Genomic DNA, 24,302 nt, shown 5'->3' on the forward strand with positions numbered 1-24,302 from the left:
TTTTAACAACAGGAATAGAGGAGTGCCTATGCTCAAGAAGTGGGTTGGATGTAATCTGGCTTTGCTAGCGACCGTATTGTGCTTTATCTTATTCAAGCTTTTGGTGCATCACGAATATCATGGGCAGCTATTAGCGGGAGGCGTGTTTTTTGTGATTGTTTACTCGGTTCCATTTATTATATTAGGTGGCTTAACATCGTTTATATTGGAGAAGAGTCGTCTCAACGTATCGAGAGATGTATTTTATTTTTTCGTGGGAGTGATCTTAGCGGGTATTGTTATATGGACGTTTCGATTTACTACTATCGATATCGTGCTATTTATAGTAGTAACTTGTATCGTAGGAAGCTTTGCTTTTCGTTGTAACTACTGGATTCAGAATAATATAATCAATTATTGTATCGGGCTTGCAGTTCCGATCGGTGTAGTGATTTTTATGGCAGCTATATAAATCGAATCTGTCTGCATACACGGGTGAAAGGATGAACTGATACATGATGTATTCCAGGTATAAAGGATATAACGGCGAATGGTACTATGAGTCAGATCAAGAAGGCAATGTATATAGACAAATATCCAAAGCGCAAGATCAAATTGTAAAGCTCTCAAACCAAAGACAGTCTCTATATGAGATGCTGGAGCATCCAATCGACCTGCACGATGATGATCTACTAGGCATTTCACAAGCTGATTTTGAAGCAGAATGGTTGAGTTGTAATGCTGACTATATGAGTGAATGGGAAGAAGCCAAAGCAGCAAACGAAGTAGGCAATACAGTGATGGGTAAGATTGAGGTGATCTTTCCGCAAGGAATCATTATCCATTTGAACGGGATTCAGTATCCAGGTTTGGTAGATTATTGGAAGTTTGCTCAACATGCTCAAACTGAAAATATTTATCCGAGCGTCCAGTTGATCGGTACTATTGCTGGGTACGATGAAGATAATGGCTGGATTAAACTTGAGGATGCAAGGTTATTGGAAGAACGAAAAGATGATTGAGGATCAGTTAATATTGCTTGAACAAATAAGTGATACAGATTAGAGGTGAGATATGACCAGAAGGAGAATTACGTTTATTTTTTTATTAGCGCTCGGCATGATTGCTGTTATTTTAAGTCTATTGATTCGTTTTATAAACGTGGATTCCACAACTTCATACAGTATGGAAATCCAACCAATTGTAGATCGTTTTCCTAGACTGGAAAAAGTAGATCAGGTCTATTGGAGCTCTAATACCGTTGGTGATCAAAGCTTTGGACCGTCTACTTACACTATGCAGGGTTATGTTAAATTGAACCAAAATGTAGCTCGGAAATTCGCAAATACATATAATTGGAATAATGTGAACTTCCATCCCAAGCTACAATTAGACCATGATAAGGCTACACATCTATGGTCATCCAGTGAGGAGTTTGATAGCTATATTAAGCCTGCTAATTATGTAGGAAAGTTTTATTTTGATCTTGATCATGAACTGGTATATTTTGAGGTGGAAAAGTAGCTTCAAGGGTAGAAAAATCAATATAGAAGCAACAATACAATTTAAATTATATAACTAATATGTAATAAGCAAAGCGAGGAAATATATGAAACTATATCTACGCGCGATCATCCTACTCATCCATATCGAAGGTCTGGTATCTTCGATATGGTTTCTATTAGGCGCTACTCATTATTTTCAAAGAGGACTGGATCTGATAGCGACTGCTTACTTTGCTGGTCTGGCTATTCCGATGCTGATCTTCATCCTGATCTTCATCTATTTACTAGCTAAAAAGTGGACTCCACGAGATAAAGAACAACGCAGACTATTATATACTTTAGCCATAATCAATACTTTATTTGCCGTTGTTCTGGTAGGTAGCCTGTATACAGAAGGTTGGACGAATACATATACACAAACGGATTCACTTCAAATGACGGATGATCAGAAGTATGAGTATCAGATCGAATTAGTGAATCTATTTCAACGTAATAGCTATGCACAGCTGCATTTGAGAAGGATAGAATCTAATACACAGTCTTCGATTCGAATCGATATGAATACGAATGACATTAAGGCACTGGGTGTCGGAAAAATAAATCACTGGATCAAGTTGAAATCAACAGCCTCTAGTGGCAAATACATTCTCCGAACGACAGAAGATCTAGGTATTCCAGAAGAATCATTCATGATCGATATGTATACGCAGAGCGCTCAAGCTGTAGATTGAAGATAGCAGTAATCCACAATTGCAGGTATAGGAGGGAGAGACATGAATCTTAGTGATATAGAAAAACAACCAGATGTTATGGATATACAACAATTGGCAACTTTATTTCAACAGGCAATATTGGAATTCGAATGCAAGCAACTCCAACAAAAGGAGTTTTTAGACATCTTAATTGAGCTGGCAGATCGGCAAGCGAGGACATATGAATTGCTAGAAATGCACACGAGGAATCCATTGGATCAACTGCTATGTGAGCTGTGGAATACCGATTGTTATGAAGATGTAGATAGCATACTTTATATTGTAGTAAACCTTGGTTTACGCAAATGTTTCCAAAGAATCAAGCAGTCTATTCAGGAAAATAAACATATTGATGAAGCCATATTACAGGAGATCAACGAGACGATTGTCGAAGTTGGCGAGCATATTTCCAATCCTTATTTTGATCTAGAAAAATACAAGTAATCTCAAAAGAAAAAGAGGGCAATCTCCATTGCCCTCTTTCCCCAAAGCTCACCTTATACCCTTTCCCCAAATCCTACCTCATCAACGAACCATCGACCGATTAGCACTTGCATTCCCACCTCGCAAGCCATCCATCTTCCCATAGGTCAATTTGCGCCATAGCCATTCTACCGGCCCATATTTAAAATACTTCATCCAAACTGTGCTAAGTACGATCAGCAATATAAATACACCGAATCCTACAGAAGCAACGCCAGCAGGTGGCAGCATTTTCCCCAACCCTAATCCATAATCGAAAAACAGAAATGTTCCAATCATAGAGTGCAGCAGATAACACGTGAGCGACATTCGTCCGACATTACCGATCAGCATTAACAACGGACGTAGCTTGCCCACATACAGGAACAGCATCGCCAGCGAGCTCATGTAAAATAGACTACCTACGATCCCACTAACCTGACTGACCAGATCAGCAGCACCGAAGCCGCTCATTTCATTACTGGAGCCTTGCCATGTACTCCATATCGTAAACGCCTGTATAGCGACAAATAAAATGGTGAATACAATCCAGATGCGTGTCCACTGTTTCTTTTTGCTTTCCATCTGGTGGAAGAGTCCTTTTTTGACAAAATACATACCAACAAGGAACATCATCAGCATAGGAATAAGCATCGTATAGGATGTGCTTAGCATACCAGTCACCTCGGAAAAGCGTTCACCAATCGAGACGAGGTACGATGTGTTAGTCGCTTCTGCGGCAAAGTCTGTACCTTCCAGAAAGTTAGGCTGTAGCATCCAGCTTAATGAAAACAGGCTGGATGCTAGCAGCAGCACCGCTGCCCAGATGAGCAGGGTGGCAGGACGACATTTGTAGAACAGAAGTAGTAGCAAGCCGGCGACAGCATAATAAGTTAAAATATCGCCTGACCAGATAAATGCAATATGCAGCAAGCCGAAGCCAAACAGTGCGACCAGTCTGCGTACAAATACGATACGTGGCGATTCAAATCTGGCTTCTGCCCGGTTCATAAAGATGATAAAGCCGATGCCGAATAGAAAGGAGAACAGGGTGTAGAACTTGCCTTCTGCAAACCAGTGTACAAGCGATTGCGTTATCGTTTCACCGGACGATGACGCAAATGCACCTGAACTGGCGATCAGAAAATAGTTGACCATGATAATACCGAGCATAGCAAAACCACGTACAATATCCAAAAAATGAAGGCGATCACGGACAGCTACAGGAGAAAGCTGCGTTTGGGCTGGTAGGGTCATTGTTCTTAGCTCCTTTATTGATTTGGTTATACAGTTACTGTTGATGGATGTGTACGCCCATCTATTGAAAATAAAGCATGCTGGCTAGTGACCTGATATGACGCGACATTCAATAGGAACAGTGTAATGTTGCGTATTAATGCGTATTAATGCGAAGTCATAGGTTATTATTACGTTTGATAGTATGTTGTTAGTAGAGTGCGACCAGGTTTGCTTATGAGGAAGCGCACTTTACTGCCATTCAAACACCCCCGTATATAGCTGATAATAATTGCCCTTCAACTGGATCAGCTCATCATGATCCCCCCGTTCCGTAATTCTTCCTTGCTCCATCACCAGGATGGCATCTGAATTGCGCACCGTAGACAAGCGATGGGCAATCACGAATACGGTTCGTCCTTGCATCAGATTATCCATACCGGATTGCACCAGTGCCTCGGTTCGCGTATCAATTGAAGAGGTTGCTTCATCCAGAATCATGACTGGCGGATTGGAGATGGCGGCGCGAGCGATAGCCAGCAGCTGACTTTGCCCCTGAGATAGTCCGTTTCCGCTACCATCCAAGCGTGTATGATATCCATCTGGTAAACGCTCAATAAAGTTTGCTGCATGAGACATGCGCGCCGCCTGCATCACTTGCTCATCGCTCGCTTCCAGATGACCATAACGAATATTGTCAGCTACGGTGCCTGTGAACAGATGCGTATCCTGCAATACAATGCCGAGTGAACGACGCAGATCGGCTTTGCGTATACGTTGAATCGAGATACCATCGTATAGAATTTCGCCGTCGCTAATTTCATAGAAGCGATTAAGCAGATTCGTTACGGTCGTTTTCCCCGCGCCAGTTGCACCGACAAAAGCGAGCTTCTGTCCCGGCTGAGCGGTAAGTGTCATATCGATCAGTACTTGCTTTTTGCCATTGTAGGAGAACGACACCTGCTTGAACTCGACCTTGCCCTGTAGTGGAACGATGGAGCCATCCTCCAGCTTCCATGACCACGGATGATCTGCATCGTTCTTTTGTAATGTGACTAATCCGTGATCCTCTTCCGGTTGCTCATCCATCAGGGTGAAGATACGCTTAGCTCCTGCGAGTGCCACGACGAACATGCTCACCTGTGAGGAGATTTCAGCGATAGGCATCGTGAAACTGCGAGATAGACTCAGAAAGGCAGCAATGCTACCAAGCGTCAATGATTGATCCCAGCCCGATATCGCCATTGCGCCACCGATAATGGCAACAGCGACATACGTAAGCGTGGCTAAGTTTTCATTTAATGGCATTAATAAGTTGGCATATTTATTCGCTGTCGCGGAGCGTTGGAACAGATCATCATTCAAGCGTGCGAATTGCTGGGTGACATGCTCCTCGCGACCGAAGACCTGAACGACCTTTTGTCCGTGCATCATTTCTTCAATATAGCCATCTACTGCACCAATCGATTCCTGCTGCTGGAAAAAGTGGTCTGTCGCCTGCGTGCCTATTTTTTTGGTCGTCCATAGCATTGCACCTGCGCCTAGCAACACAATGATCGTTAGTGGAATATCGATATACAGCATCGTTCCCAGCACAACGATTAATGTAACAACAGTGGACAGGATTTGCGGCAGGCTATCCGTCAGCATCATATTTAGCGTGTCCACATCATTCGTATAATGACTCATCACATCGCCATGTGCTTTACGGTCAAAATAACGAAGCGGAAGCTTCTGCATACGGCGGAATAGCTCGTCTCGAATATGCTTCATAATGCGCTGCGAGATCGTGATCATCAGTCGCTTCGAGACAAACGTACTGAGGATACCCGCCACATAGATGACAGCGAGAATAACGAGTGCTTGCAGCAAGGCATGAAATACCGGATTTTGGTTGCCGATCAGCGGCACGATAAAGTCATCAATGAGCAAGCGTAAAAAGGCAGCGGAGACGACAGATACGGCTGAGCTGATCAGGACGAGTAGCAGCACGAGCAACACCTTGAATTTGAACGGTTTAAAATAAGCAAGTAGGCGAAGTGTAGTTTTACCGTAGCTGATGTCGTTCGGCATCTTCTTCACGTCCTTTCATTTGTGTAATATAGGCTTCCTGATAAATCACGCATCGTTGCATAAGCTGTGCATGGGTGCCGATATCGACAAGCTTGCCGTCATCCAGCACAATAATCTGATCCGCATCTTCTACTGAAGCAATCCGCTGGGCAATAATAATTTTGGTTGTTAGCGGAATCTCACTTCGAAGCGCCTGGCGAATCTGCATGTCGGTTCGTGTATCGACAGCACTGGTGGAGTCATCCAGAATCAGAATTTTCGGCTGCTTCAGCAGGGCGCGTGCGATACAGAGCCGTTGCTTTTGACCGCCAGACACATTCGTGCCTCCCTGATGAAGCGGTGTATCGTATCCGTCTGGAAAAGACATAATAAAGTCATGCGCTTGAGCTGCTTTACACGCTTGGATGATCTGCTCATCGGTCGCTGCTTCATTGCCCCAGCGCAAATTATCTTTAATCGTGCCTTCGAATAACACGTTCTTTTGCAGCACCATCGCCACCTGGCTTCGTAGGGTATGAAGCTCATAGCGCTTCACATTAATGCCGCCGACCAGCACCTCACCCTCGCTAGCGTCATACAATCTGGGAATGAGCTGCACCAGGGAGGACTTGGCACTTCCGGCTCCACCAATAATGCCGATCGTCTGTCCTTCACGAATATGAATGTTGATTCCAGATAACGCATATTTATCCGTCAATTCGGAATAACGGAAAGATACATTACGGAATTCGATATCTCCGCTATGCAGTTCCTTTACTGGAATGTCTGGGCTTGTAATAGTGGGCTGTTCTCGCAGCAACTGGTCGATTCGACCTGCTGACGCACGAGCGATAGCGATCATAATGACCACGATACCGAGTGTCATCAGACTCATTAAAATTTGCATCGAATAAGCAAAAATACTCGTTAGCTCACCTGTTGTCATCGTTCCCCCTACGACCAGCTTCGCTCCAATCCACGAGATCAATAGCATGACTGCATAGATCATCATTTGCATGAGTGGTAGCTCATAGGAGAGCAGACGCTCCGCGCTAACCATTTCGGTGAAGATTTTCTGCGATACCGCCTGAAATTTGCTAATCTCATGCTCCTCACGCACATACGATTTCACCACACGGATGCCGCGTACATTTTCCTGTACGACCTGGTTCAGCTCATCATAGCCACCAAAGGCACGTTCAAAGATCGGAAACGAATACTTCATAATCAACAGCACACCGATCGCAAGAACAGGCACAACAATCAGGAAGTAAGAGGCGATCGTTGGACTAATCTGAAATACCATCACCGTAGCGAAGATCATCATAATCGGACTACGAAAAGCGATATGCAAAATCATCGCAAACGCATTTTGCACATGTGTAATATCTGTCGTCAACCGGGTGACGATTCCTGAGGTGGAAAATTTATCGATATTAGAATAGGATAGTCGCTGCACATGGCGAAATAGATCATAGCGCAGATTCTTGCCAAATCCCGACATGGCAATCGCGGAGTATTTACCGCCAAGTGCACCAAATACAAGTGCGACAAGTGCATAGATAACCAGAATCAGACCATACTTCGTAATCTGATCCATTTGCCCACCTGTGATGCCCTGATCGATCAATCGGGCGATAAATAGGGGAATCGCTACCTCCATCGCGACCTCGCCGAGCAGGAACAGAATCGTCAGCCATGCCTGCTTACGGTAGCTCCTCACGCTGTTTAATAATCTTCTTATCATAGGATGTTCACCTCTTGTCGTACTGACTAGCTCGAATTTTCATGTTGCTTACATAAGCCAGCTTCATGAATCGGTGTTATCATAAAGTGTATAGTAACTATACAGTCAACATTATTTTTGAATGGAGATGAACGGGGTGAATCGAGCGGAATTAGTACCGATCAGTGCCTTTTCGAAGATGGCAGAAATTACACGACAAACGCTGATTTACTATGATCGTATCGGTCTGTTCAAGCCAGCACGCGTCGACGATAATGGCTACCGGTACTATCATTTGGATCAATTGGATACGATTCTAGTTATTAGTATTCTCAAGGGACAGGGGATGTCGCTTGAGCATATTCGCGAACATCTGCACGACCGCAACCCTCAGAGCACGCTGGAGCTGTTACGCAAGCAGGAGCAATTGATTCAGCAGCAGATGATGAAGCTACAGCGCACCCTACAGATGATTAGCATACAGGCAGAGAATATCGAGCACTCTTTTCAAGTGGATACGAGTACAATGCACGTGATCTGGCAACCGGAGATTCCTTTGTTAAGAAGTGAGCGAATGCGTGTATCCAAGCAGGATTTTGCGGAGCAGCTATGGGATGATTTTCAAATGCGTTTGCAGAGAGAGCAGGCGCCAAGTGGCTATCCAGCGGGAGTCATTGTGGAGCAGGAGGATCTGTTGAACCGTAATGGAGATCGGATGTCGTATATGTTCAGCCGGATGCAGACGCATGTGGAGCCGCAGCATCATATGCCAGCAGGCTATTATCTAGTTTCGTATGCGAGAGCTGATTACGGAGATACAGATAAGATTTATCCGCGTATTTTCGATTATATCGAGCAGCAGGGCTATATCATTAATGGTCATGCCTATGAAGAATATGTACAGGACGAGATTTCACTACACAATCCAGATGAGTATCTGGCTAGAATTATGATTGGGATCGAAAAGCCAGCATTCATATGAGCAACTAACATACGATGAACGAATCACATACAGTAAAATCAGCGGCAATGTACCTTATGAAAACGAGCCGAAGAAGGATCCGACAGAACTGAAATTCCATCATCATCCAGCCTGTGCAGAATAAGGACGTTACATTATACACGATATGTGATAACATACATTCGTTTGCCCCGTTTTGTCCGTACGAACTATCTTGAACAAAAGTTCAAAAACGATTTTACATTTGTTCAATCGAGTGCTATGATAGGTTTATGGTTAAAACAAAAGTGTGGCATGAATGTATATAAAAGGAGCGATAATAGATGAATGTAGCAAAGCTGATCGATCATACGCTGCTGAAGGCAGACGCGACGAAGGCTGAGGTTGCGAAGCTGGTAGAAGAAGCGAAGAAGTACGAGTTTGCATCCGTATGTGTGAATCCAACATGGGTACCGTTTTGCGCACAAGAGCTGAAAGGTACAGGCGTGGATGTATGTACAGTTATCGGTTTCCCACTGGGAGCGAATACACCGGAAGTCAAAGCATTTGAAGCTTCCAATGCAATCGCTAACGGGGCAACCGAGGTCGATATGGTCATCAATATCGGCGCATTGAAGGATGGCGACGATGCACTCGTGCTGCGCGATATCCAAGCGGTCGTCGATGCAGCAAAAGGTAAAGCACTGGTGAAAGTAATCATCGAAACATGTCTGCTGACAGATGAAGAGAAGGTTCGTGCATCCCAGTTGTCCGTACAAGCAGGTGCTGACTTTGTGAAAACATCGACTGGCTTCTCAACTGGTGGCGCAACAGCGGAAGATGTAGCCCTGATGCGTAAAACAGTAGGCCCAGACGTTGGCGTAAAAGCATCTGGCGGTGTACGTAGCGAAGAGGATCTGAACGCAATGGTCGCTGCTGGCGCAACGCGTATCGGTGCAAGCTCTGGCGTGAAGATTATGGAAGGCGGACAATCCTCGTCCTCTTACTAAGCGCCTGGATCTGACCGAGTGCAGGAGTGAAGGACGATTATCGCCTTGCATTCCTGCATGAGCGGGCAGACCTTCGTCATAACGATATAGCAAGATGAACAAATGGGGAGGCCAAATATACGATGAAAGAACAATTGATTCAGGCAGCGATTGACGCAAGAAACCATGCCTATGTGCCCTATTCCCATTTTCAAGTAGGGGCTGCTCTACTGGCTGATAACGGTAACATTTACGGTGGAGCCAATATTGAGAATGCATCCTACGGATTGACGAACTGTGCAGAGCGTACTGCAATTTTCAAGGCGGCTTCGGAAGGTGTGCGCCGTATTGAAGCGATTGCGATCGTAGCCGACACAGAAGGCCCTGTATCTCCATGTGGAGCATGTCGTCAGGTTATCGCCGAATTTAGCGATGAGAATACACGCATTTATCTGACGAATCTGAAAGGTGACGTTAGCGAATGGAGCATGTCCGAGATTTTGCCAGGCTACTTCCAGGCGAAGGATATGGAAAAGGACTGAGCTCCTTTACAGCAAAGATAGACGGAGACGCGATCATGATGACCGATACCGATAACAGGTTGGTGTTATGAAGACAAGGCTCCGTTTTTAAAAATGATTTTGGTAAAATCGCTATGCTTAAGTAAATATTGTAAGCGCTTTATGATTGTAAATCAGCATTTTCATGACTATCTTTACTGCCGTCTCGATATGTGAAACCAGAAGGTTAAGCATACGAGACGGCATCACAGAACAGGAGCTAAACGCGCATGAAGTATATTATCGCTATTATCGGTATTCTGATCGTATTCGGTCTGGCTTACATCGCCAGCAATGATCGCAAAAATATTCGTTATCGTCCACTGCTTATCATGGTTGTGTTACAGGTTATTTTGACGTTCTTATTGTTGTATACACCTATTGGTGCAAAGCTAGTTGGAGGCTTCTCCGCAATATTTGAGCATTTACTTAGCTATGCTAAAGTCGGAACGGATTTTGTATTTGGTGGTCTGGTCAATGGAGAGGGCTCGATTCCATTCTTCTTCAACGTATTGATGCCAATCGTCTTCATCTCCGCACTGATCGGTATTTTGCAATACATTAAAGTGTTGCCATTCATTATCCGCATTATTGGTTGGATACTGAGTAAAGTTAATGGCATGGGTAAGCTGGAATCGTACAATGCGGTAGCATCGGCGATTCTGGGTCAGTCCGAGGTGTTTATTTCGGTGAAAAAGCAGATCGGTCTGCTACCTAAGCATCGTTTGTACACATTGTGTGCATCGGCCATGTCGACCGTGTCCATGTCGATCGTTGGCTCATACATGCAAATGCTGGAGCCACGTTATGTGGTAACTGCACTTGTACTGAATCTGTTCGGTGGTTTTATTATTGCTTCGATTATTAATCCGTATCGTGTAACAGCGGAAGAGGATATACTGGAAGTACAGGAAGAAGAAAAACAAACCTTTTTCGAAATGCTAGGCGAATACATCATGGACGGCTTCAAAGTTGCCATTACCGTTGCAGCGATGCTGATCGGTTTTGTTGCTTTGATCGCGATGATCAATGGCCTGTTCGATCTGATCTTCGGCATCACGTTCCAGGATGTACTGGGTTATGTATTTGCACCATTTGCATTCATCATGGGTGTACCTTGGGCAGATGCGTTTACAGCAGGTAGCCTGATGGCAACCAAGCTCGTATCGAATGAATTCGTTGCGATGCTGGAGCTGGGTAAACATCCAGAGATGAGTGCGCGTGCAATCGGTATCGTATCCGTATTCCTTGTATCGTTCGCTAACTTCTCCTCAATCGGTATTATCTCCGGTGCGGTGAAGGGTCTGAACGAGAAGAAGGGTAATGAAGTAGCGAAGTTCGGTCTGCGTTTGCTGTATGGTGCAACACTGGTCAGCGTATTGTCTGCAACGATAGCAGGTCTGTTCCTGTAAAAGGGAGCTACAAGCACGATGCTTACGTGTACGTAATCCGTATACGTAAGCCGCTTTATTTCCAACGCTGCGGATTTGTTGTAAAATAGATTTTTGCATCATTTTGCAGAGCGACTACACATGAAGTTGCTATAACGGAAGGAGCTATAAATCAATGACACCATTTAAACGTATACACCTGGTAGTTATGGATTCGGTTGGTATCGGTGAAGCACCGGATGCGGCAGAATTTGGAGATGTAAATGTAGATACATTCGGACATATCGCCCGCGAAAATGGCGGCTTGAATATGCCGAATATGGCGAAGCTCGGACTGTCCAACATCCGTGAGATCGAGGGCGTTCCAGTAGCAGAGCAACCACTGGCGTATTACACCAAAATGCAAGAGGCTTCCCGTGGTAAGGATACGATGACAGGTCACTGGGAGATCATGGGTCTGTACATCGATACACCATTCCGCGTCTTTCCAGATGGCTTCCCGGATGAGCTGATTCAGCGCATTGAGCAAAAAACGGGACGTAAGGTGATCGGTAACAAGCCTGCCAGCGGTACGGAAATTATCGATGAGCTTGGTGAGGAGCATGTGAAGACAGGCGCTCTCATCATCTACACCTCCGCAGACTCTGTATTGCAGATTGCTGCACATGAAGAAGTTGTACCACTCAAAGAGCTGTATGAAATTTGTGAGTTCTGTCGCGAGATTACACTGGATGATCCGTACATGCTGGGCCGCATTATTGCACGTCCATTTGTCGGTGAGCCAGGTAACTTCTCCCGTACATCCAACCGCCATGACTATGCACTGAAGCCATTCGGACCAACAACGATGAATGCTTTGCAGGATGCAGGTCTGGACGTGATCGCAATCGGTAAAATTTCCGACATTTATGATGGTGAAGGCGTAACCGAATCGATCCGTACGAAGTCCAATATGGACGGTATGGACAAGCTGGTAGAGGTTGCAGCTAAGCCATTCCACGGGTTGAGCTTCCTCAATCTGGTAGACTTTGATGCCCTGTTCGGTCATCGTCGTGATCCAAAAGGCTATGCCGAAGCGCTGGAAGAGTATGATGCACGTCTACCTGAGGTGTTCGAGCAGATGAACGATGATGATCTGCTGATCATTACAGCTGACCATGGTAATGATCCGACCTATATCGGTACAGATCATACACGTGAATATGTACCCCTGCTCGTATATTCCAAGCGTTTTGCTAACGGTGGCAAAGAATTGCCACTGCGTACGACATTCGCGGATATCGCTGCAACGGTAGCGGAGAACTTTGGCGTGAAGATGCCAGAGTACGGTACAAGCTTCTTTGCGGATCTGAAGTAATTGGTAAAGTGATCTATGAAGTGATGGGTGCTAAAGCAATTTGAGCGTCGGAACCTTCTAATCGCTTAGGAATCGAACGTTAAAATGAGGTGGACATCACATCTCCACGGCGCTCGATGTAAGTTTACAACCTATTCTATCCATTCCGGTAGCTGTATAGAGCTATTCCGGAATGGATAGAATACTACACATAAACAGGCGTCCTCTACTGACGCCTCAATTTCCATTTGGAGGTATATATTATGAGTGTTCATATCGGAGCAAAACCCGGCGATATCGCTGAAACGATCCTACTGCCAGGTGACCCACTGCGCGCGAAGTACATCGCAGATACGTATCTGGAGGATGTGACCTGCTACAACGAAGTGCGCGGTATGCTTGGCTTTACTGGCACATATAAAGGACAACGCGTATCGGTACAGGGGACAGGTATGGGTCTGCCTTCGATCAGCATCTACGTGAACGAGCTGATCAGCGAATATGGCGTAAAGAACCTGATTCGCGTCGGTACATGTGGCGGCATGCAGCAGCATGTGCGTGTACGTGACGTGATTCTGGCACAAGCAGCAAGCACTGATTCCAGCATGAACAACCATATTTTCGGCGGATATACATTTGCGCCGGTAGCAAGCTTCCCGCTGCTCAAAGCCGCTTATGATCGTGGTGTGGAAAAGGGTCTGAATATGCACGTAGGTAATATTTTCAGCTCGGATTCGTTCTATCGTGATGATAAAACGATCACAGGTCTGATGATGGACTACGGCGTACTTGGCGTAGAGATGGAAACCAGCGCATTGTACACACTGGCTGCTAAATTCGGTGTGAATGCACTGACGATCCTGACGGTAAGTGACCACCTGTTGACAGGTGAAGAAACGACTTCCGAAGAGCGCCAAACAACTTTCAACGAAATGATGGAAGTGGCACTGGATACAGCAATCTCGCTGTAAGCTATAAGGATAACGACTGCATATCATCAAACGATGATAAAACACGATGACAAAATGCAATCAGCATAAGCAGTATGAAATCAAGCATAATGGGATATGCTGTCAACTGACAGTTTGGCAGCATATCTATACTTTGCACATTTTTTAGCCGTCCAGATCAGGCAACCGACGAAGCCGACTGGCGTGAAAAAATGAAGCAAATGTGCATGATGCCAGATTTATATGTTAGGTTTGTGTTAACTTTTAATATAGGAGCTGATCCATATGAGAATGGTAGACCTGATTGAGAAAAAGCGTGATGGCAAAGAACTGAGCACAGAGGAAATCAATTTTATTATTAAAGGGTATACAGATGGCGAGATTCCTGATTATCAGGTTAGCGCATTTGCAATGGCAACTTTCTTCAAGGACATGACCGATCGCGAGCGTGCGGATCTGACCATGGCAATGGTAAACTCCGGTGAAACGATCGACCTGTCCGCAATCGAGGGTGTAAAGGTTGACAAGCACTCCACAGGCGGCGTTGGTGACACCACTACACTCGTACTGGCTCCACTCGTAGCAGCACTGGATATTCCAGTCGCGAAAATGTCCGGTCGTGGTCTTGGTCATACAGGCGGTACTGTGGATAAGCTGGAATCGGTAGAAGGTTTCCACGTTGAAATTACGAAGGATGAGTTCATCAAGCTCGTTAACGAAAACAAAATCGCGGTTATCGGTCAAAGTGGTAACCTGACACCAGCAGATAAAAAGCTGTATGCATTGCGTGATGTAACAGCAACAGTGAACTCGATTCCACTGATCGCCAGCTCAATCATGAGTAAAAAGATCGCTGCTGGCGCAGATGCAATCGTACTGGACGTAAAAACAGGTGCAGGCGCATTCATGAAAACTCCAGAAGCTGCAAAAGAGCTGGCACATGCGATGGTAAGCATCGGTAACAATGTAGGTCGTAAAACGATGGCGGTTATTTCCGATATGAGTCAGCCACTGGGTCTGGCGATCGGTAACTCGCTGGAGATTCAAGAAGCGATTGATACACTGAAAGGACAGGGACCAAAGGATCTGGAAGAGCTGTGCTATGCACTGGGCAGCCAGATGGTCTATCTAGCAGGCAAAGCGGACTCACTTGAGGATGCGAAAGCGAAGCTGCAAGAAGTGATCCAAAATGGTAAAGCACTTGAAAAGTTCAAGCAATTCCTGGCAAGTCAGGGTGGAGATGCTTCCGTTGTCGATCATCCAGAGCGTCTGCCACAGGCTCAATACCGCATTGAGCTGCCTGCGAAGCAAGATGGTGTGGTAGCTGAGCTGGTAGCAGATGAGATCGGTACAGCTGCGATGCTGCTCGGCGCAGGTCGCGCAACGAAAGAATCTGAGATCGATCTGGCAGTCGGTCTGATGCTGAACAAAAAAGTAGGCGATACAGTCAAAGCTGGCGATTCACTCGTAACGATTCATGCAAATCGTGAAAACGTAGATGATGTTATGGCGAAGCTGTATGATAGCATTCGCATCGCAGATCATGCAGATGCACCAACACTCGTATACGGTACAGTAACCGAGTAATATCAGATCATAGCCATAGAAATAGCCTGTCGGATAAGCAGCACAGGTTTGTGACAGGATCATCGTAATTAAATCCATATTCAACTGGATATTCCGTGGATCAAAGGTCGCCTGCTCGGTGGCTTCGATTCACGGAATTTTTTTGTTTGGCAAGCCGGAATGCTACCTGTATCGGCTAATGGATTGATGAGAAATAATGGGATTTAATTACATATTTATCATAAATAGAACTAAAGTCTCTGTATGTTTAAAGTGTTATAACCGATACATAATTTTATATGGAAGAGCTTCCAAACATATCGCATGGTCATGTTCCATACAGTTTACCGCAACATTCTTTTATTTTGATAACAGGTTGTTATCATCATAAAAATTTTTATATAATTCCTTAATTTGGAAGTGAAATGGAAAGCAAACAGGGTATATAATGTAGACGAAGGAATAATTTACAATTTTATATTTAAGGAAGGGATGGCGTTTGGATATGTTCTGGTGCTTGCGGCGTATCGAGCAGGAGCGTAAAGAGCTGCATCTGCTCGTGGAGCTGTATGGATTCTCCGATGACCGTGTAATTATCAAGTCGCAGCAATTAGACCAGACGCTAAATGAATACGATCGGCAACGTGTATTAGCAGCCGGTCTTGAGACTCAGCAATGAACCCCGCAGCTTATATTAAGCAACGGGGTTCAGATTTTTTAAAGGATCATTTAGAGGATTAATTGACTTTAACGATCTGAAAATGCTGGTTTGTGCCGCCATTATCTGTCCATTGAATCGCCTTTGCACCATCATTAAGCGATTGATCCGAAATATCGAGCAGCTTGCCGGTTTCGCGATTTTTCAGCTTATAATAGCCTCCGCCTACACTAATCGGCTGCCATTGCTGACTATTCCAGCCGCCATCACTCCATTGCTCGATCGTTGCGCCATCGGTCGTACTACCATTTTCTACACCGATCAGCTTGCCGGAAGCACGATTAATTATTTTCACATAGCCATTGCCTGCACTTACGATCTGCCATTGCTGAGTCGTTGTTCCGCCGTCTGTTCGTTGCTCCAGATCGGCACCATTAGCAGAGGAGTTGTCGACTACACTTAATAGCTTGTTGCTTTTGCGACTAATCAGCTGATAGGAAGAGTTAGCGTCCCAGCTATTCGTATTCGTGCTGCCGGTGATCGTACCTGCCGCCGCATCGATAGTCACTGTGTCATACCAGTTCATAGCAAGGCTCGTTGCACTTGGGAAGGAGAGAGGGAGCCATACATATTTAGAGTCCTGTACAGGGCCGCTCCAGGCACCTGCCCAGCGATCCCCCATATACAGATAGGACGTTCCCTGAGTACCCTCTACTGGAACGACATAGGCAGATTGTGAACCATACGTCGTGTTATCGGCAAAATTGCTCAGTCCGCTCCATGTGCCGGTAATGCTCGTCGCAGTAGCGTATTTCGCCTGATTCGGATTCCAGCCCGTTGCTCCGGAGGTGACAAGGAAGTACACACCGTCCTTTTTGAACATAGCAGGGGCTTCACGATACTGACCAGACCAGAGTGTAGTGACGAGTGATTCTACACCGAGAAAATCTGGAGTGAGCTTGTAAATGTTCAGGTCTGCATTCACCCGCGTCGCTGAGATCAGATATGCCGTGCCGTTATCATTGTAGACAGTCATATCACGTGAGTCGTAGTCAAGCGGACGGAAGCTACCTTTATAATCGTAGTTGCCATCCACCGTGCTGGAGGTTGCTACAGCTACGCGTGCTTCGCCATAGTCCTTGCCATTTTCCTTATGCATCCAGAGGACGAACTTCTGGGTTGCACTATTATAAATAACCTTCGGACGCTCAATATTCGATATATTCAGTTCGGCTGCCGAGCTGCTTGTGAGCACGTCATTGCGGAATTCCCAGTTTTTCAGATCAGTAGAGCGATAGACCGATACGGCTTTGAACGTACCGTCCTGATTGCGATTCTCCCCAAACCAGTAGTAAGCACCTGCTACCTTAATCATCCCACCGCCATGCGCATGAATCACATTACCATTCGTGTCTTTGAACTGTGTACCGTTCGTGATCGTCACGGGTGCAGCAGATACCTCCTGTCCGGGTAGCCCCAGTGTACTAATGGTCTGCAAGAGTAGCAGGGCGATTAGTCCCTGACTGCAATAGCGCAACATACGTTTAACTGAACTGCTTTTTAACCATGAATTCATCATGTAGACACCTCTGTTCATATAATATAAAGCGCTTACATTAAAATGAACGAAAATGACGATATGTAGATCATTTTGCTCATCATCCCGTTTGCTCCAGTACAGGTACTAAAGCTCTGCTTACCAGTACGGACATATAAGCAGTTTGTTCACCTCCTTATGGAACTATTGTATCAATGATTCCTGTTTATGGGATATAAGTAAATAATGAGAGTGTATAACAATAGCGAACAATGATGATTAAAATCATTTTCGTGCGAAAACCCGCAATTAACTGTTACAACAAGCAGACCAGTAAAGAGCCACGTATATACTAGACGTTACATATGAATTAAACTATCAAATATTGCGTAAATTGTCGAAATATAGGTTTTTATGTTATAAAGAAATGCTGGATACTATCCGATAATGAATTTAGTTACTTAACGATTCGATGAGCGATATCCATAAGAGCGAATAGTTTATAGCAGATCAAATAGCGAATAGAAAAGAGGTTACCAGTATGGAGTCCTTATATTTTACAAGCACAGCTCAAGCGCGTGCATATATGGAGCAGCACCCTGACCGTGGCATTGTCTTATTTGCAGGTGTGGAAATGGTGCAGGAATTAAGCGCAGTTGCCGGGCCGCATGTGGTGCTATCATCAACGGCAGGTGAATATACATCGAAAGGCTTTCAGGAGGGCGTAATCAGTGGCTTTACGTATCCGATTGATCAGGTAGAGGTCGTTGAGGTGGAGTCGCCTGCAATCCTAAGTGTACACGAGCTTCAGGCTGCCTATACACGCGTGAAAAATAACAAAAATGCGTTTATGTTCATTCTTTATGATGGCTTGTCCGGACAGGAAGAGAGCGTAATGACGACGCTGTTTTTTGCAGATAACGATTTTAAGGTAGTCGGCGGTAGTGCTGGCGACTATGTGCAATTTAAAGAAACCGCGATCTATATTGGAAAACGGCGTGTAGCAGGTGCTGCACTGTTTTTCAATTATCATAAGCGTACACAGGTGCTCAAGGAGAACATTTATTATACGACCGGGCAGCGCCTGCTAGTAACGGATGCCGATCCGCTTACAAGAGTCGTGCATTCCTTCAATAACCGTCCGGCTGCTACAGAATATGCGGCAGTGCTAGGTATCCAGGAGCATGAGCTGGAACGTGCTTTTATGAATAATCCACTTGGCAAGGTGATTAAAGGACAGACGTATATCACATCACCGATGAAGGTCAATCCAGATCGCTCGATTACATTTTACGCACAGGTGGTACCGAATACGTTTTTGGATGTGCTACAGCCGTCGAAGCTACAGGAAAGCTTTCAGGAGACGCTCGATTCACTTGCGTTTCGTCCATCATTTGTGTTGTCGGTGCACTGCATTTTGCGCAGTCTAAAGTTCAAAAGTGAGAACACATGGAAGCTGCTAGACAACGCTCTGCTAGGCGTCTGCTCGAATCAGGCTGGCTTTATCAGCTACGGAGAACAGCTTCAGGATAAGCATTTCAATCAGACGATGGTGCTGATCGCATTTGAATAGGAGGAACACCGATGCTAAAACAATTATTCAAAAGTAAAGCTACACCGTCATCCGATATGGCAGTGTCCACAGCATCTGCGGATGCCGCTATAACGACTCCCGTTGAGCGCGAGCTGGATACCTTGCCTTATGTATATATGCTGACCGATGAAGTTGAGAAAAATATTAAGCGCCTGCTACAAGAGGAAGGCAATATTACACATGGCTTCCGTGCAACAGCAAACTCTCTCAATGATACAACATCTGAAATCAAGCATATTGAGCATGTACTACATGATCTGGACAGCGAGACAGCGGTCATTATTAACGATGTCGCACGCAGTATCGAATTCTCGCAGCAGACGATCACAGGTACCCAGGCACTGGTGCATCAGTCTGCTGATCATATGAATGAAGTATCATCCGTATTTGAGAACTTTGTAACGGTATTCAATGCAATTGAAGAAAAGTATAAAGAAATCAGTCAATTTGCCAATACAATTACGAGCATTGCAACTCAGACGAATCTGCTGTCACTCAATGCATCGATTGAAGCTGCACGGGCAGGAGAAGCTGGCAAAGGCTTTGCCGTGGTTGCCTCTGAGATCAAATCGCTGTCTGATACAACGAAGCAAAGTGCGACGGATATTTTGGATTTGCTCGGAGATATGAGCCATATTCTGGAGTCCATTCGTTCCGAATCGCAGCAGGGTAAGGAAATTGTTCGAACTGCCGCAGATACGATGCAGCAATCGACACAGAGCTTTAATAGCATTATGGATGCGGAGGCAGAGGTAAAGCGTCAGCTGGATACCGTCAAATCCTCGCAGCTGACCAGTATCAACAATATCGCTCGTAACATTTCTAATATCGTACAGCTATCCGATCAGCAAAATCGAAATCTGGATGATCTGATCTATAACGCGGATAAAAAGTCCGAAGGATATATGTACATTTTGAATCACCTGAACCAGATTCATATGCTCAAGGAACGTAAAGTGGCTCGTCCGAAGCATTAAATAATATAGACGGATACAGCTTGATCGTAGTTATTTGTAGATGATCCAATTACGGTGTTAGCGATTTCCTAAGGTAGAGTTCAATGGAACATGATTTTTGTGACAGCTCAATATCTTATAGTTGTACTGCCTGAATTCACTAATAAGGAGCCTACTCCCTTCATATAGATGACAAGAAAGACTGTGCTTGCTTACCCATTGGAGTAAGCGAGCACAGTCCTTTTTGATGAGTTATTTTCTTGAAATACCAGTACTAACAGCCGCAAAGCGAATGCCTATTCCAGATGAACACGGCGCACGTCCGGTTGAGCCTGCACAATTAATAGCACATCAGCAACCTTCATCGCAGCAGGGAATTTAATCTCAAGCACCAGCTCAATCTGAGATTGTAGCTGATGATCGTGAATATCGCTGTTACTCTGGGTCGCTTCATCGGTACGCGATTGAATACTTTGCACCTGTACAGAATTTTCCTCCAGTACTTCTAATAGATTTTCTACGGGATCGGTATGATTTACCAGATGGACGGTCAGCTTATGCGAACGAGAGCTCATCGCAGGTGAAGAGTGCCCGTGCATCGCAAATTGTATGAGCAGGATTAATGCAGCGACACCAATGCCGACCGCATACATACCTGCACCGACTGCCATCCCGACACCAGCCGTAGCCCAGATTCCTGCTGCTGTAGTCAGCCCCTTGATACGCTGCTTATTCATAAAGATCGTACCTGCACCGAGGAAGCCAACACCGCTAACAATCTGTGCTGCGATCCGAGAAGGGTCAAGCGATACATTCTCCCAATTGCCCATATCCATAAAGCCGTACTTGGAAATGACCATCATCAGCGCAGCTCCGACCGACACGATAAAATGAGTACGAATGCCTGCTTCCTTGTGACGACTTCGACGCTCATAGCCGATCATCGCTCCGCACAGACCGGCAATAATGACTCTTAGAATATGTTCTAATGTGATCCATATCATTGCATAGTCCTCCTTTTTTTATCCTTTTCCTGTAAGTGCAACCGCCTACATGGGAAGCCGATAAATACTATGAAATGAAGGTTTGATTAAAACCAACTAATTTTATCGGAAAAACAGTTGACGTAGCATGGAAGACGGTGTACTATTCAATTTGCAGTTCGTTATTTTTTGAGACCAGATTAAAAAGGGTACGTCACTTAATGGAACTGGTTTATAAAAAAACGAAATTATATTGCTACTGGAACGCATATACAATATGTCGTAATCAGGGCATTTCATAACCGATACCGGAAGAGAAATAAGCATGGCAGGATAGCGCTAGCAGCAGTGAAATTGGCTGGATCTGATTGTGAACTTCCTGATATGTGTATTAAACGGATAGGGACGGTTATAAACGAATGATTCATATCACCGAGGGGAGTCTTATAAAGATGAAAAAATGGAGTTCTTTAACACTAATGCTGATTCTAACCATGCTCGTCATTGCAGCATGTGGTAATAATGCGAATACAGCTACAACAGGCAGTGGAGAGCAGCAAGCTCAATCCGAAAGCAGCACATCCACCTCCGGTGCAGCGACACTGGAATCGGTAAAAGCAAGCGGCAAGCTGCGTATCGGTACAGAAGGTACGTACGCACCATTCACTTACCACGATGAATCCGGCAAACTGACTGGCTTTGATGTGGATATCGCGACTGAAGTGAGTAAGCGTATTGGCGTAGAGCCAGAGTTTATTGAAACGAAATGGGATAGCATGATCGGTGGTCTGGATTCCAAGCGTTTTGATGCGGTATTTAATGAAGTAGGTATTACAGAAGAGCGTCAGCAAAAATACCTCTTCTCTGATCCTTATATCGCTTCCAAAGCTGTACTGATCGTACCGGAGAGCAATACAGACATCAAATCGTTTGCTGATCTGAAAGGTAAAAAGTCTGCTCAATCGCTGACAAGTAACCTTGGTAAAATCGCGCAACAAAATGGTGCTGAGCTGGTATCTGTTGATGGTTTTAACCAGGCAATTGGCTTGCTAAGCTCCGGTCGTGCGGATGCAACGATCAATGACAATCTGTCCTATCTGGATCTGAAAAAGCAACAACCGGATCTACCAATCAAAATCGTAGCAGAAGAAGCTAATGCTTCCCAAAGTGGCGGTATGTTCAACAAAGGTAGTGAAGATCTTGTGAAGGCAGTGGACAAAGCGCTGAGTGACATGAAAGCAGACGGGACGTATCTGAAAATCTCCGAGAAATACTTCGGTGAGGATGTTTCCAAGTAATCAACTAGACTACGTATAATGTTAAAAACGTATCTATATGAAGCAGAACCATTTCGTCAGAGCTAATTAGAATGACGAAAGCGAACAAGCTGTAAACCAATATCCTGGTGACCATCTGGTATCAGGATATTGGTTTTTATGCTGAACTGGAATGAAAATTGAAATATAGTATAAATTAAGCTTACATTATTTGTGAAAATAGTGCCTTAACATTGGAGGTTGGGTCATGACAGATCGTCAAATACAAATCCTTATTGATTCTTTTTGGCCGATGTTAGAAGCAGGGATCAAATTTACGATGCCGCTGACAATTTTCTCGTTTGCACTTGGTCTAATTTTGGCTGTATTAACAGCTTTAGCGCGACTATCATCGGTATTTGCTATAAGACAGGTTGCCCGTTTCTATGTGTGGATCATTCGTGGTACACCATTACTTGTACAGCTCGCTATTATTTTTTACGGTTTGCCATCGATTGGAATCGAATTTGATCCATTTAATGCGGCTTTGATTGGTTTCTCACTTAGTGTTGGTGCTTACGGTTCTGAAATTGTACGTGCAGCTATTGAGTCTATTCCTAAAGGGCAATGGGAAGCTGCCTATTCGATCGGTATGACACGTGCACAGGCATTACGCCGAGTTATTTTGCCGCAGGCTGCAAGAGTTTCTGTGCCGCCGCTGGGTAACTCGTTTATTAGTCTTGTTAAGGATACTTCTCTTGCTGGAACAGTAACGTATGTGGAATTGTATCGTACATCAGAGCAGATTGTAGCAACTACGTATGAATACTTGCTTGTTTATAGCGAAGCGGCAGTAATTTACCTGATTTTTACGACTGTATTGTCTGCGCTACAAAACATATTGGAGAAAAGGCTGGCTCGTTCCTCGGCAAGCTGATGAAGCTAAGTGTAGCTACTCATTATAAGCATGATATAAAGTATCAAAATCTATTCGGAAAATAATCTCATATATATGTAAAGCATTGTATTCACACGTTATCTTTGAATAAGGGAGTGACATTCCATCATGCTTGAAATTCGCAATCTACACAAAGCATTCGGCTCACTTGAAGTACTCAAGGGGATCGATGTGGATCTGGAAAAAGGTAAGGTGCTTGTGATCATCGGCCCGTCAGGTTCAGGTAAAACAACGCTGCTGCGTTGTATGAATCTGCTGGAGCTACCGGATCAAGGATCGATGAAGCTGAGTGACCGTAAGCTAGAATTCAAGTCCGGGCGCAAGCTGCCGACTCGTGAAGTGACCGAGCTGCGTAAGCGTACCGGTATGGTATTCCAGTCATATAATCTATTTCCTCATAAAACGGTAATCGAGAACATTATGGAAGGCCCGGTCATCGTCCAGAAAAAAGACCGTACGGCTGCGCGTAAGCATGCACAGGAGCTGCTGGCTAAAGTAGGTCTGGCAGATCGCGGTGATTATTATCCGCATCAGCTATCCGGTGGACAGCAGCAGCGTGTCGGTATTGCACGTGCGATGGCGATGGAGCCGGATGTATTGTTGTTCGATGAACCGACCTCTGCGCTTGATCCAGAGCTTGTAGGCGAGGTGCTGCGCGTCATTAAGCAGCTTGCACAGGAAGGACGTACGATGGTCATCGTAACGCATGAGATGAAGTTCGCGGCAGACGTAGCGGATCATGTGATTCTGATGGATGGTGGTTACATTATTGAGCAGGGGCCACCTCAGCAGGTCATTAATAATCCGCAGAGTCCACGTGCTCAGCAGTTTATGAATCGTATTGCAGGTGAAGATATTTAATAGACGCTTTTACCCATTTCGCCTGCTTTGCTATACGATCATGCTATTTTTCTAA

22 protein-coding genes are annotated in these 24,302 nt (G+C 44.9%); 17 read left to right on the forward strand and 5 right to left on the reverse strand.

What is annotated here, in order from left to right:
* Positions 1–494 precede the first annotated feature (494 nt).
* The 4 genes from SK066_RS06700 (at position 495) to SK066_RS06715 (ending at position 2,680) form a co-directional block, all read left to right on the forward strand.
* Entirely contained in the window at positions 495–1,001 is a 507-nt protein-coding gene (locus SK066_RS06700) for a hypothetical protein (protein ID WP_320544100.1), read from the forward strand.
* A 52-nt stretch (positions 1,002–1,053) separates the two neighbouring features.
* Positions 1,054–1,503 carry a hypothetical protein gene (locus SK066_RS06705; RefSeq protein ID WP_320544101.1) on the forward strand — a complete coding sequence of 150 codons (450 nt, stop codon included), beginning with the start codon at positions 1,054–1,056 and terminating at the stop codon, positions 1,501–1,503.
* Between the two features lie 85 nt (positions 1,504–1,588).
* Complete coding sequence (locus SK066_RS06710) at positions 1,589–2,215, forward strand: hypothetical protein (protein ID WP_320544102.1); 627 nt, start codon at positions 1,589–1,591, stop codon at positions 2,213–2,215.
* A 42-nt stretch (positions 2,216–2,257) separates the two neighbouring features.
* Positions 2,258–2,680, forward strand: a complete 423-nt coding sequence (locus tag SK066_RS06715) for a hypothetical protein (protein WP_320544103.1) — start codon at positions 2,258–2,260, stop codon at positions 2,678–2,680.
* 81 nt (positions 2,681–2,761) lie between these two features.
* Here the strand turns inward: SK066_RS06715 and SK066_RS06720 are convergent, their stop codons facing one another.
* From SK066_RS06720 to SK066_RS06730, 3 genes are all read right to left on the reverse strand, one after another.
* The gene (locus SK066_RS06720; protein WP_320544104.1) at positions 2,762–3,955 is read right to left on the reverse strand and encodes a DUF418 domain-containing protein; all 1,194 of its coding nucleotides are present in this window, start codon (positions 3,953–3,955) and stop codon (positions 2,762–2,764) included.
* Positions 3,956–4,186: 231 nt separating this feature from the next.
* Entirely contained in the window at positions 4,187–6,007 is a 1,821-nt protein-coding gene (locus tag SK066_RS06725) for an ABC transporter ATP-binding protein (RefSeq protein WP_320544105.1), read from the reverse strand.
* Positions 5,982–7,733: an ABC transporter ATP-binding protein gene (locus tag SK066_RS06730; protein ID WP_320544106.1), complete on the reverse strand. Its 1,752-nt coding sequence runs from the start codon at positions 7,731–7,733 to the stop codon at positions 5,982–5,984. The genes SK066_RS06725 and SK066_RS06730 overlap by 26 nt, the downstream gene beginning before the upstream one ends.
* Before the next feature lie 136 nt (positions 7,734–7,869).
* Between SK066_RS06730 and SK066_RS06735 the strand changes: the two genes are divergently transcribed.
* The 8 genes from SK066_RS06735 (at position 7,870) to SK066_RS06770 (ending at position 16,123) form a co-directional block, all read left to right on the forward strand.
* Positions 7,870–8,694: a MerR family transcriptional regulator gene (locus SK066_RS06735; RefSeq protein ID WP_320544107.1), complete on the forward strand. Its 825-nt coding sequence runs from the start codon at positions 7,870–7,872 to the stop codon at positions 8,692–8,694.
* Positions 8,695–8,996: 302 nt separating this feature from the next.
* Positions 8,997–9,662, forward strand: a complete 666-nt coding sequence (gene deoC, locus SK066_RS06740; RefSeq protein ID WP_188776198.1) for a deoxyribose-phosphate aldolase — start codon at positions 8,997–8,999, stop codon at positions 9,660–9,662.
* A gap of 122 nt (positions 9,663–9,784) precedes the next feature.
* Positions 9,785–10,183, forward strand: coding sequence for a cytidine deaminase (locus SK066_RS06745; RefSeq protein WP_250344605.1), 399 nt, complete (start codon positions 9,785–9,787; stop codon positions 10,181–10,183).
* A 248-nt stretch (positions 10,184–10,431) separates the two neighbouring features.
* The gene (locus SK066_RS06750) at positions 10,432–11,613 is read left to right on the forward strand and encodes a NupC/NupG family nucleoside CNT transporter (protein ID WP_188776200.1); all 1,182 of its coding nucleotides are present in this window, start codon (positions 10,432–10,434) and stop codon (positions 11,611–11,613) included.
* A gap of 154 nt (positions 11,614–11,767) precedes the next feature.
* Positions 11,768–12,949 carry a phosphopentomutase gene (deoB, locus tag SK066_RS06755; RefSeq protein ID WP_320544108.1) on the forward strand — a complete coding sequence of 394 codons (1,182 nt, stop codon included), beginning with the start codon at positions 11,768–11,770 and terminating at the stop codon, positions 12,947–12,949.
* Between the two features lie 242 nt (positions 12,950–13,191).
* The gene (gene deoD, locus SK066_RS06760) at positions 13,192–13,899 is read left to right on the forward strand and encodes a purine-nucleoside phosphorylase (RefSeq protein WP_188776202.1); all 708 of its coding nucleotides are present in this window, start codon (positions 13,192–13,194) and stop codon (positions 13,897–13,899) included.
* Between the two features lie 264 nt (positions 13,900–14,163).
* Complete coding sequence (locus SK066_RS06765; protein WP_320544109.1) at positions 14,164–15,465, forward strand: pyrimidine-nucleoside phosphorylase; 1,302 nt, start codon at positions 14,164–14,166, stop codon at positions 15,463–15,465.
* A gap of 484 nt (positions 15,466–15,949) precedes the next feature.
* Positions 15,950–16,123, forward strand: coding sequence for an aspartyl-phosphate phosphatase Spo0E family protein (locus SK066_RS06770; RefSeq protein WP_320544820.1), 174 nt, complete (start codon positions 15,950–15,952; stop codon positions 16,121–16,123).
* A 58-nt stretch (positions 16,124–16,181) separates the two neighbouring features.
* On the opposite strand, the gene SK066_RS06775 is transcribed toward SK066_RS06770, so the two are convergent.
* Positions 16,182–17,681 (reverse strand): RICIN domain-containing protein, encoded by a 1,500-nt coding sequence (locus SK066_RS06775; protein WP_407673753.1) that lies wholly within the window; start codon positions 17,679–17,681, stop codon positions 16,182–16,184.
* A 499-nt stretch (positions 17,682–18,180) separates the two neighbouring features.
* Between SK066_RS06775 and SK066_RS06780 the strand changes: the two genes are divergently transcribed.
* The gene (locus SK066_RS06780; RefSeq protein ID WP_320544110.1) at positions 18,181–19,212 is read left to right on the forward strand and encodes an FIST signal transduction protein; all 1,032 of its coding nucleotides are present in this window, start codon (positions 18,181–18,183) and stop codon (positions 19,210–19,212) included.
* An 11-nt stretch (positions 19,213–19,223) separates the two neighbouring features.
* Positions 19,224–20,210 carry a methyl-accepting chemotaxis protein gene (locus SK066_RS06785; RefSeq protein ID WP_188776206.1) on the forward strand — a complete coding sequence of 329 codons (987 nt, stop codon included), beginning with the start codon at positions 19,224–19,226 and terminating at the stop codon, positions 20,208–20,210.
* 275 nt (positions 20,211–20,485) lie between these two features.
* On the opposite strand, the gene SK066_RS06790 is transcribed toward SK066_RS06785, so the two are convergent.
* Positions 20,486–21,193, reverse strand: coding sequence for an MgtC/SapB family protein (locus tag SK066_RS06790; RefSeq protein ID WP_320544111.1), 708 nt, complete (start codon positions 21,191–21,193; stop codon positions 20,486–20,488).
* 431 nt (positions 21,194–21,624) lie between these two features.
* Here SK066_RS06790 and SK066_RS06795 point away from each other — a divergent pair, with 431 nt between their 5' ends.
* The 3 genes from SK066_RS06795 (at position 21,625) to SK066_RS06805 (ending at position 24,247) form a co-directional block, all read left to right on the forward strand.
* Entirely contained in the window at positions 21,625–22,470 is an 846-nt protein-coding gene (locus SK066_RS06795) for an amino acid ABC transporter substrate-binding protein (RefSeq protein ID WP_320544112.1), read from the forward strand.
* 226 nt (positions 22,471–22,696) lie between these two features.
* Positions 22,697–23,365 carry an amino acid ABC transporter permease gene (locus tag SK066_RS06800; protein ID WP_320544113.1) on the forward strand — a complete coding sequence of 223 codons (669 nt, stop codon included), beginning with the start codon at positions 22,697–22,699 and terminating at the stop codon, positions 23,363–23,365.
* Between the two features lie 129 nt (positions 23,366–23,494).
* Positions 23,495–24,247: an amino acid ABC transporter ATP-binding protein gene (locus tag SK066_RS06805; protein ID WP_250344599.1), complete on the forward strand. Its 753-nt coding sequence runs from the start codon at positions 23,495–23,497 to the stop codon at positions 24,245–24,247.
* Positions 24,248–24,302 lie beyond the last annotated feature (55 nt).

It is taken from the genome of Paenibacillus hunanensis (assembly GCF_034055775.1).
In the GTDB taxonomy this organism is placed as follows: domain Bacteria; phylum Bacillota; class Bacilli; order Paenibacillales; family Paenibacillaceae; genus Saccharibacillus; species Saccharibacillus hunanensis.

Bases quoted from the DNA above. Each gene is read 5' to 3' on its own strand.
- SK066_RS06705 (WP_320544101.1), top strand. From the start codon at position 1,054: ATGACCAGAAGGAGAATTACGTTTATTTTTTTATTAGCGCTCGGCATG.
- deoB (WP_320544108.1), top strand. From the start codon at position 11,768: ATGACACCATTTAAACGTATACACCTGGTAGTTATGGATTCGGTTGGT.
- SK066_RS06730 (WP_320544106.1), bottom strand. From the start codon at position 7,733: ATGATAAGAAGATTATTAAACAGCGTGAGGAGCTACCGTAAGCAGGCA.
- SK066_RS06775 (WP_407673753.1), bottom strand. From the start codon at position 17,681: ATGATGAATTCATGGTTAAAAAGCAGTTCAGTTAAACGTATGTTGCGC.
- SK066_RS06785 (WP_188776206.1), top strand. From the start codon at position 19,224: ATGCTAAAACAATTATTCAAAAGTAAAGCTACACCGTCATCCGATATG.
- deoC (WP_188776198.1), top strand. From the start codon at position 8,997: ATGAATGTAGCAAAGCTGATCGATCATACGCTGCTGAAGGCAGACGCG.
- deoD (WP_188776202.1), top strand. From the start codon at position 13,192: ATGAGTGTTCATATCGGAGCAAAACCCGGCGATATCGCTGAAACGATC.
- SK066_RS06770 (WP_320544820.1), top strand. From the start codon at position 15,950: ATGTTCTGGTGCTTGCGGCGTATCGAGCAGGAGCGTAAAGAGCTGCAT.
- SK066_RS06710 (WP_320544102.1), top strand. From the start codon at position 1,589: ATGAAACTATATCTACGCGCGATCATCCTACTCATCCATATCGAAGGT.
- SK066_RS06725 (WP_320544105.1), bottom strand. From the start codon at position 6,007: ATGCCGAACGACATCAGCTACGGTAAAACTACACTTCGCCTACTTGCT.
- SK066_RS06745 (WP_250344605.1), top strand. From the start codon at position 9,785: ATGAAAGAACAATTGATTCAGGCAGCGATTGACGCAAGAAACCATGCC.
- SK066_RS06800 (WP_320544113.1), top strand. From the start codon at position 22,697: ATGACAGATCGTCAAATACAAATCCTTATTGATTCTTTTTGGCCGATG.
- SK066_RS06750 (WP_188776200.1), top strand. From the start codon at position 10,432: ATGAAGTATATTATCGCTATTATCGGTATTCTGATCGTATTCGGTCTG.
- SK066_RS06700 (WP_320544100.1), top strand. From the start codon at position 495: ATGATGTATTCCAGGTATAAAGGATATAACGGCGAATGGTACTATGAG.
- SK066_RS06780 (WP_320544110.1), top strand. From the start codon at position 18,181: ATGGAGTCCTTATATTTTACAAGCACAGCTCAAGCGCGTGCATATATG.
- SK066_RS06715 (WP_320544103.1), top strand. From the start codon at position 2,258: ATGAATCTTAGTGATATAGAAAAACAACCAGATGTTATGGATATACAA.
- SK066_RS06805 (WP_250344599.1), top strand. From the start codon at position 23,495: ATGCTTGAAATTCGCAATCTACACAAAGCATTCGGCTCACTTGAAGTA.
- SK066_RS06720 (WP_320544104.1), bottom strand. From the start codon at position 3,955: ATGACCCTACCAGCCCAAACGCAGCTTTCTCCTGTAGCTGTCCGTGAT.
- SK066_RS06765 (WP_320544109.1), top strand. From the start codon at position 14,164: ATGAGAATGGTAGACCTGATTGAGAAAAAGCGTGATGGCAAAGAACTG.
- SK066_RS06795 (WP_320544112.1), top strand. From the start codon at position 21,625: ATGAAAAAATGGAGTTCTTTAACACTAATGCTGATTCTAACCATGCTC.
- SK066_RS06790 (WP_320544111.1), bottom strand. From the start codon at position 21,193: ATGATATGGATCACATTAGAACATATTCTAAGAGTCATTATTGCCGGT.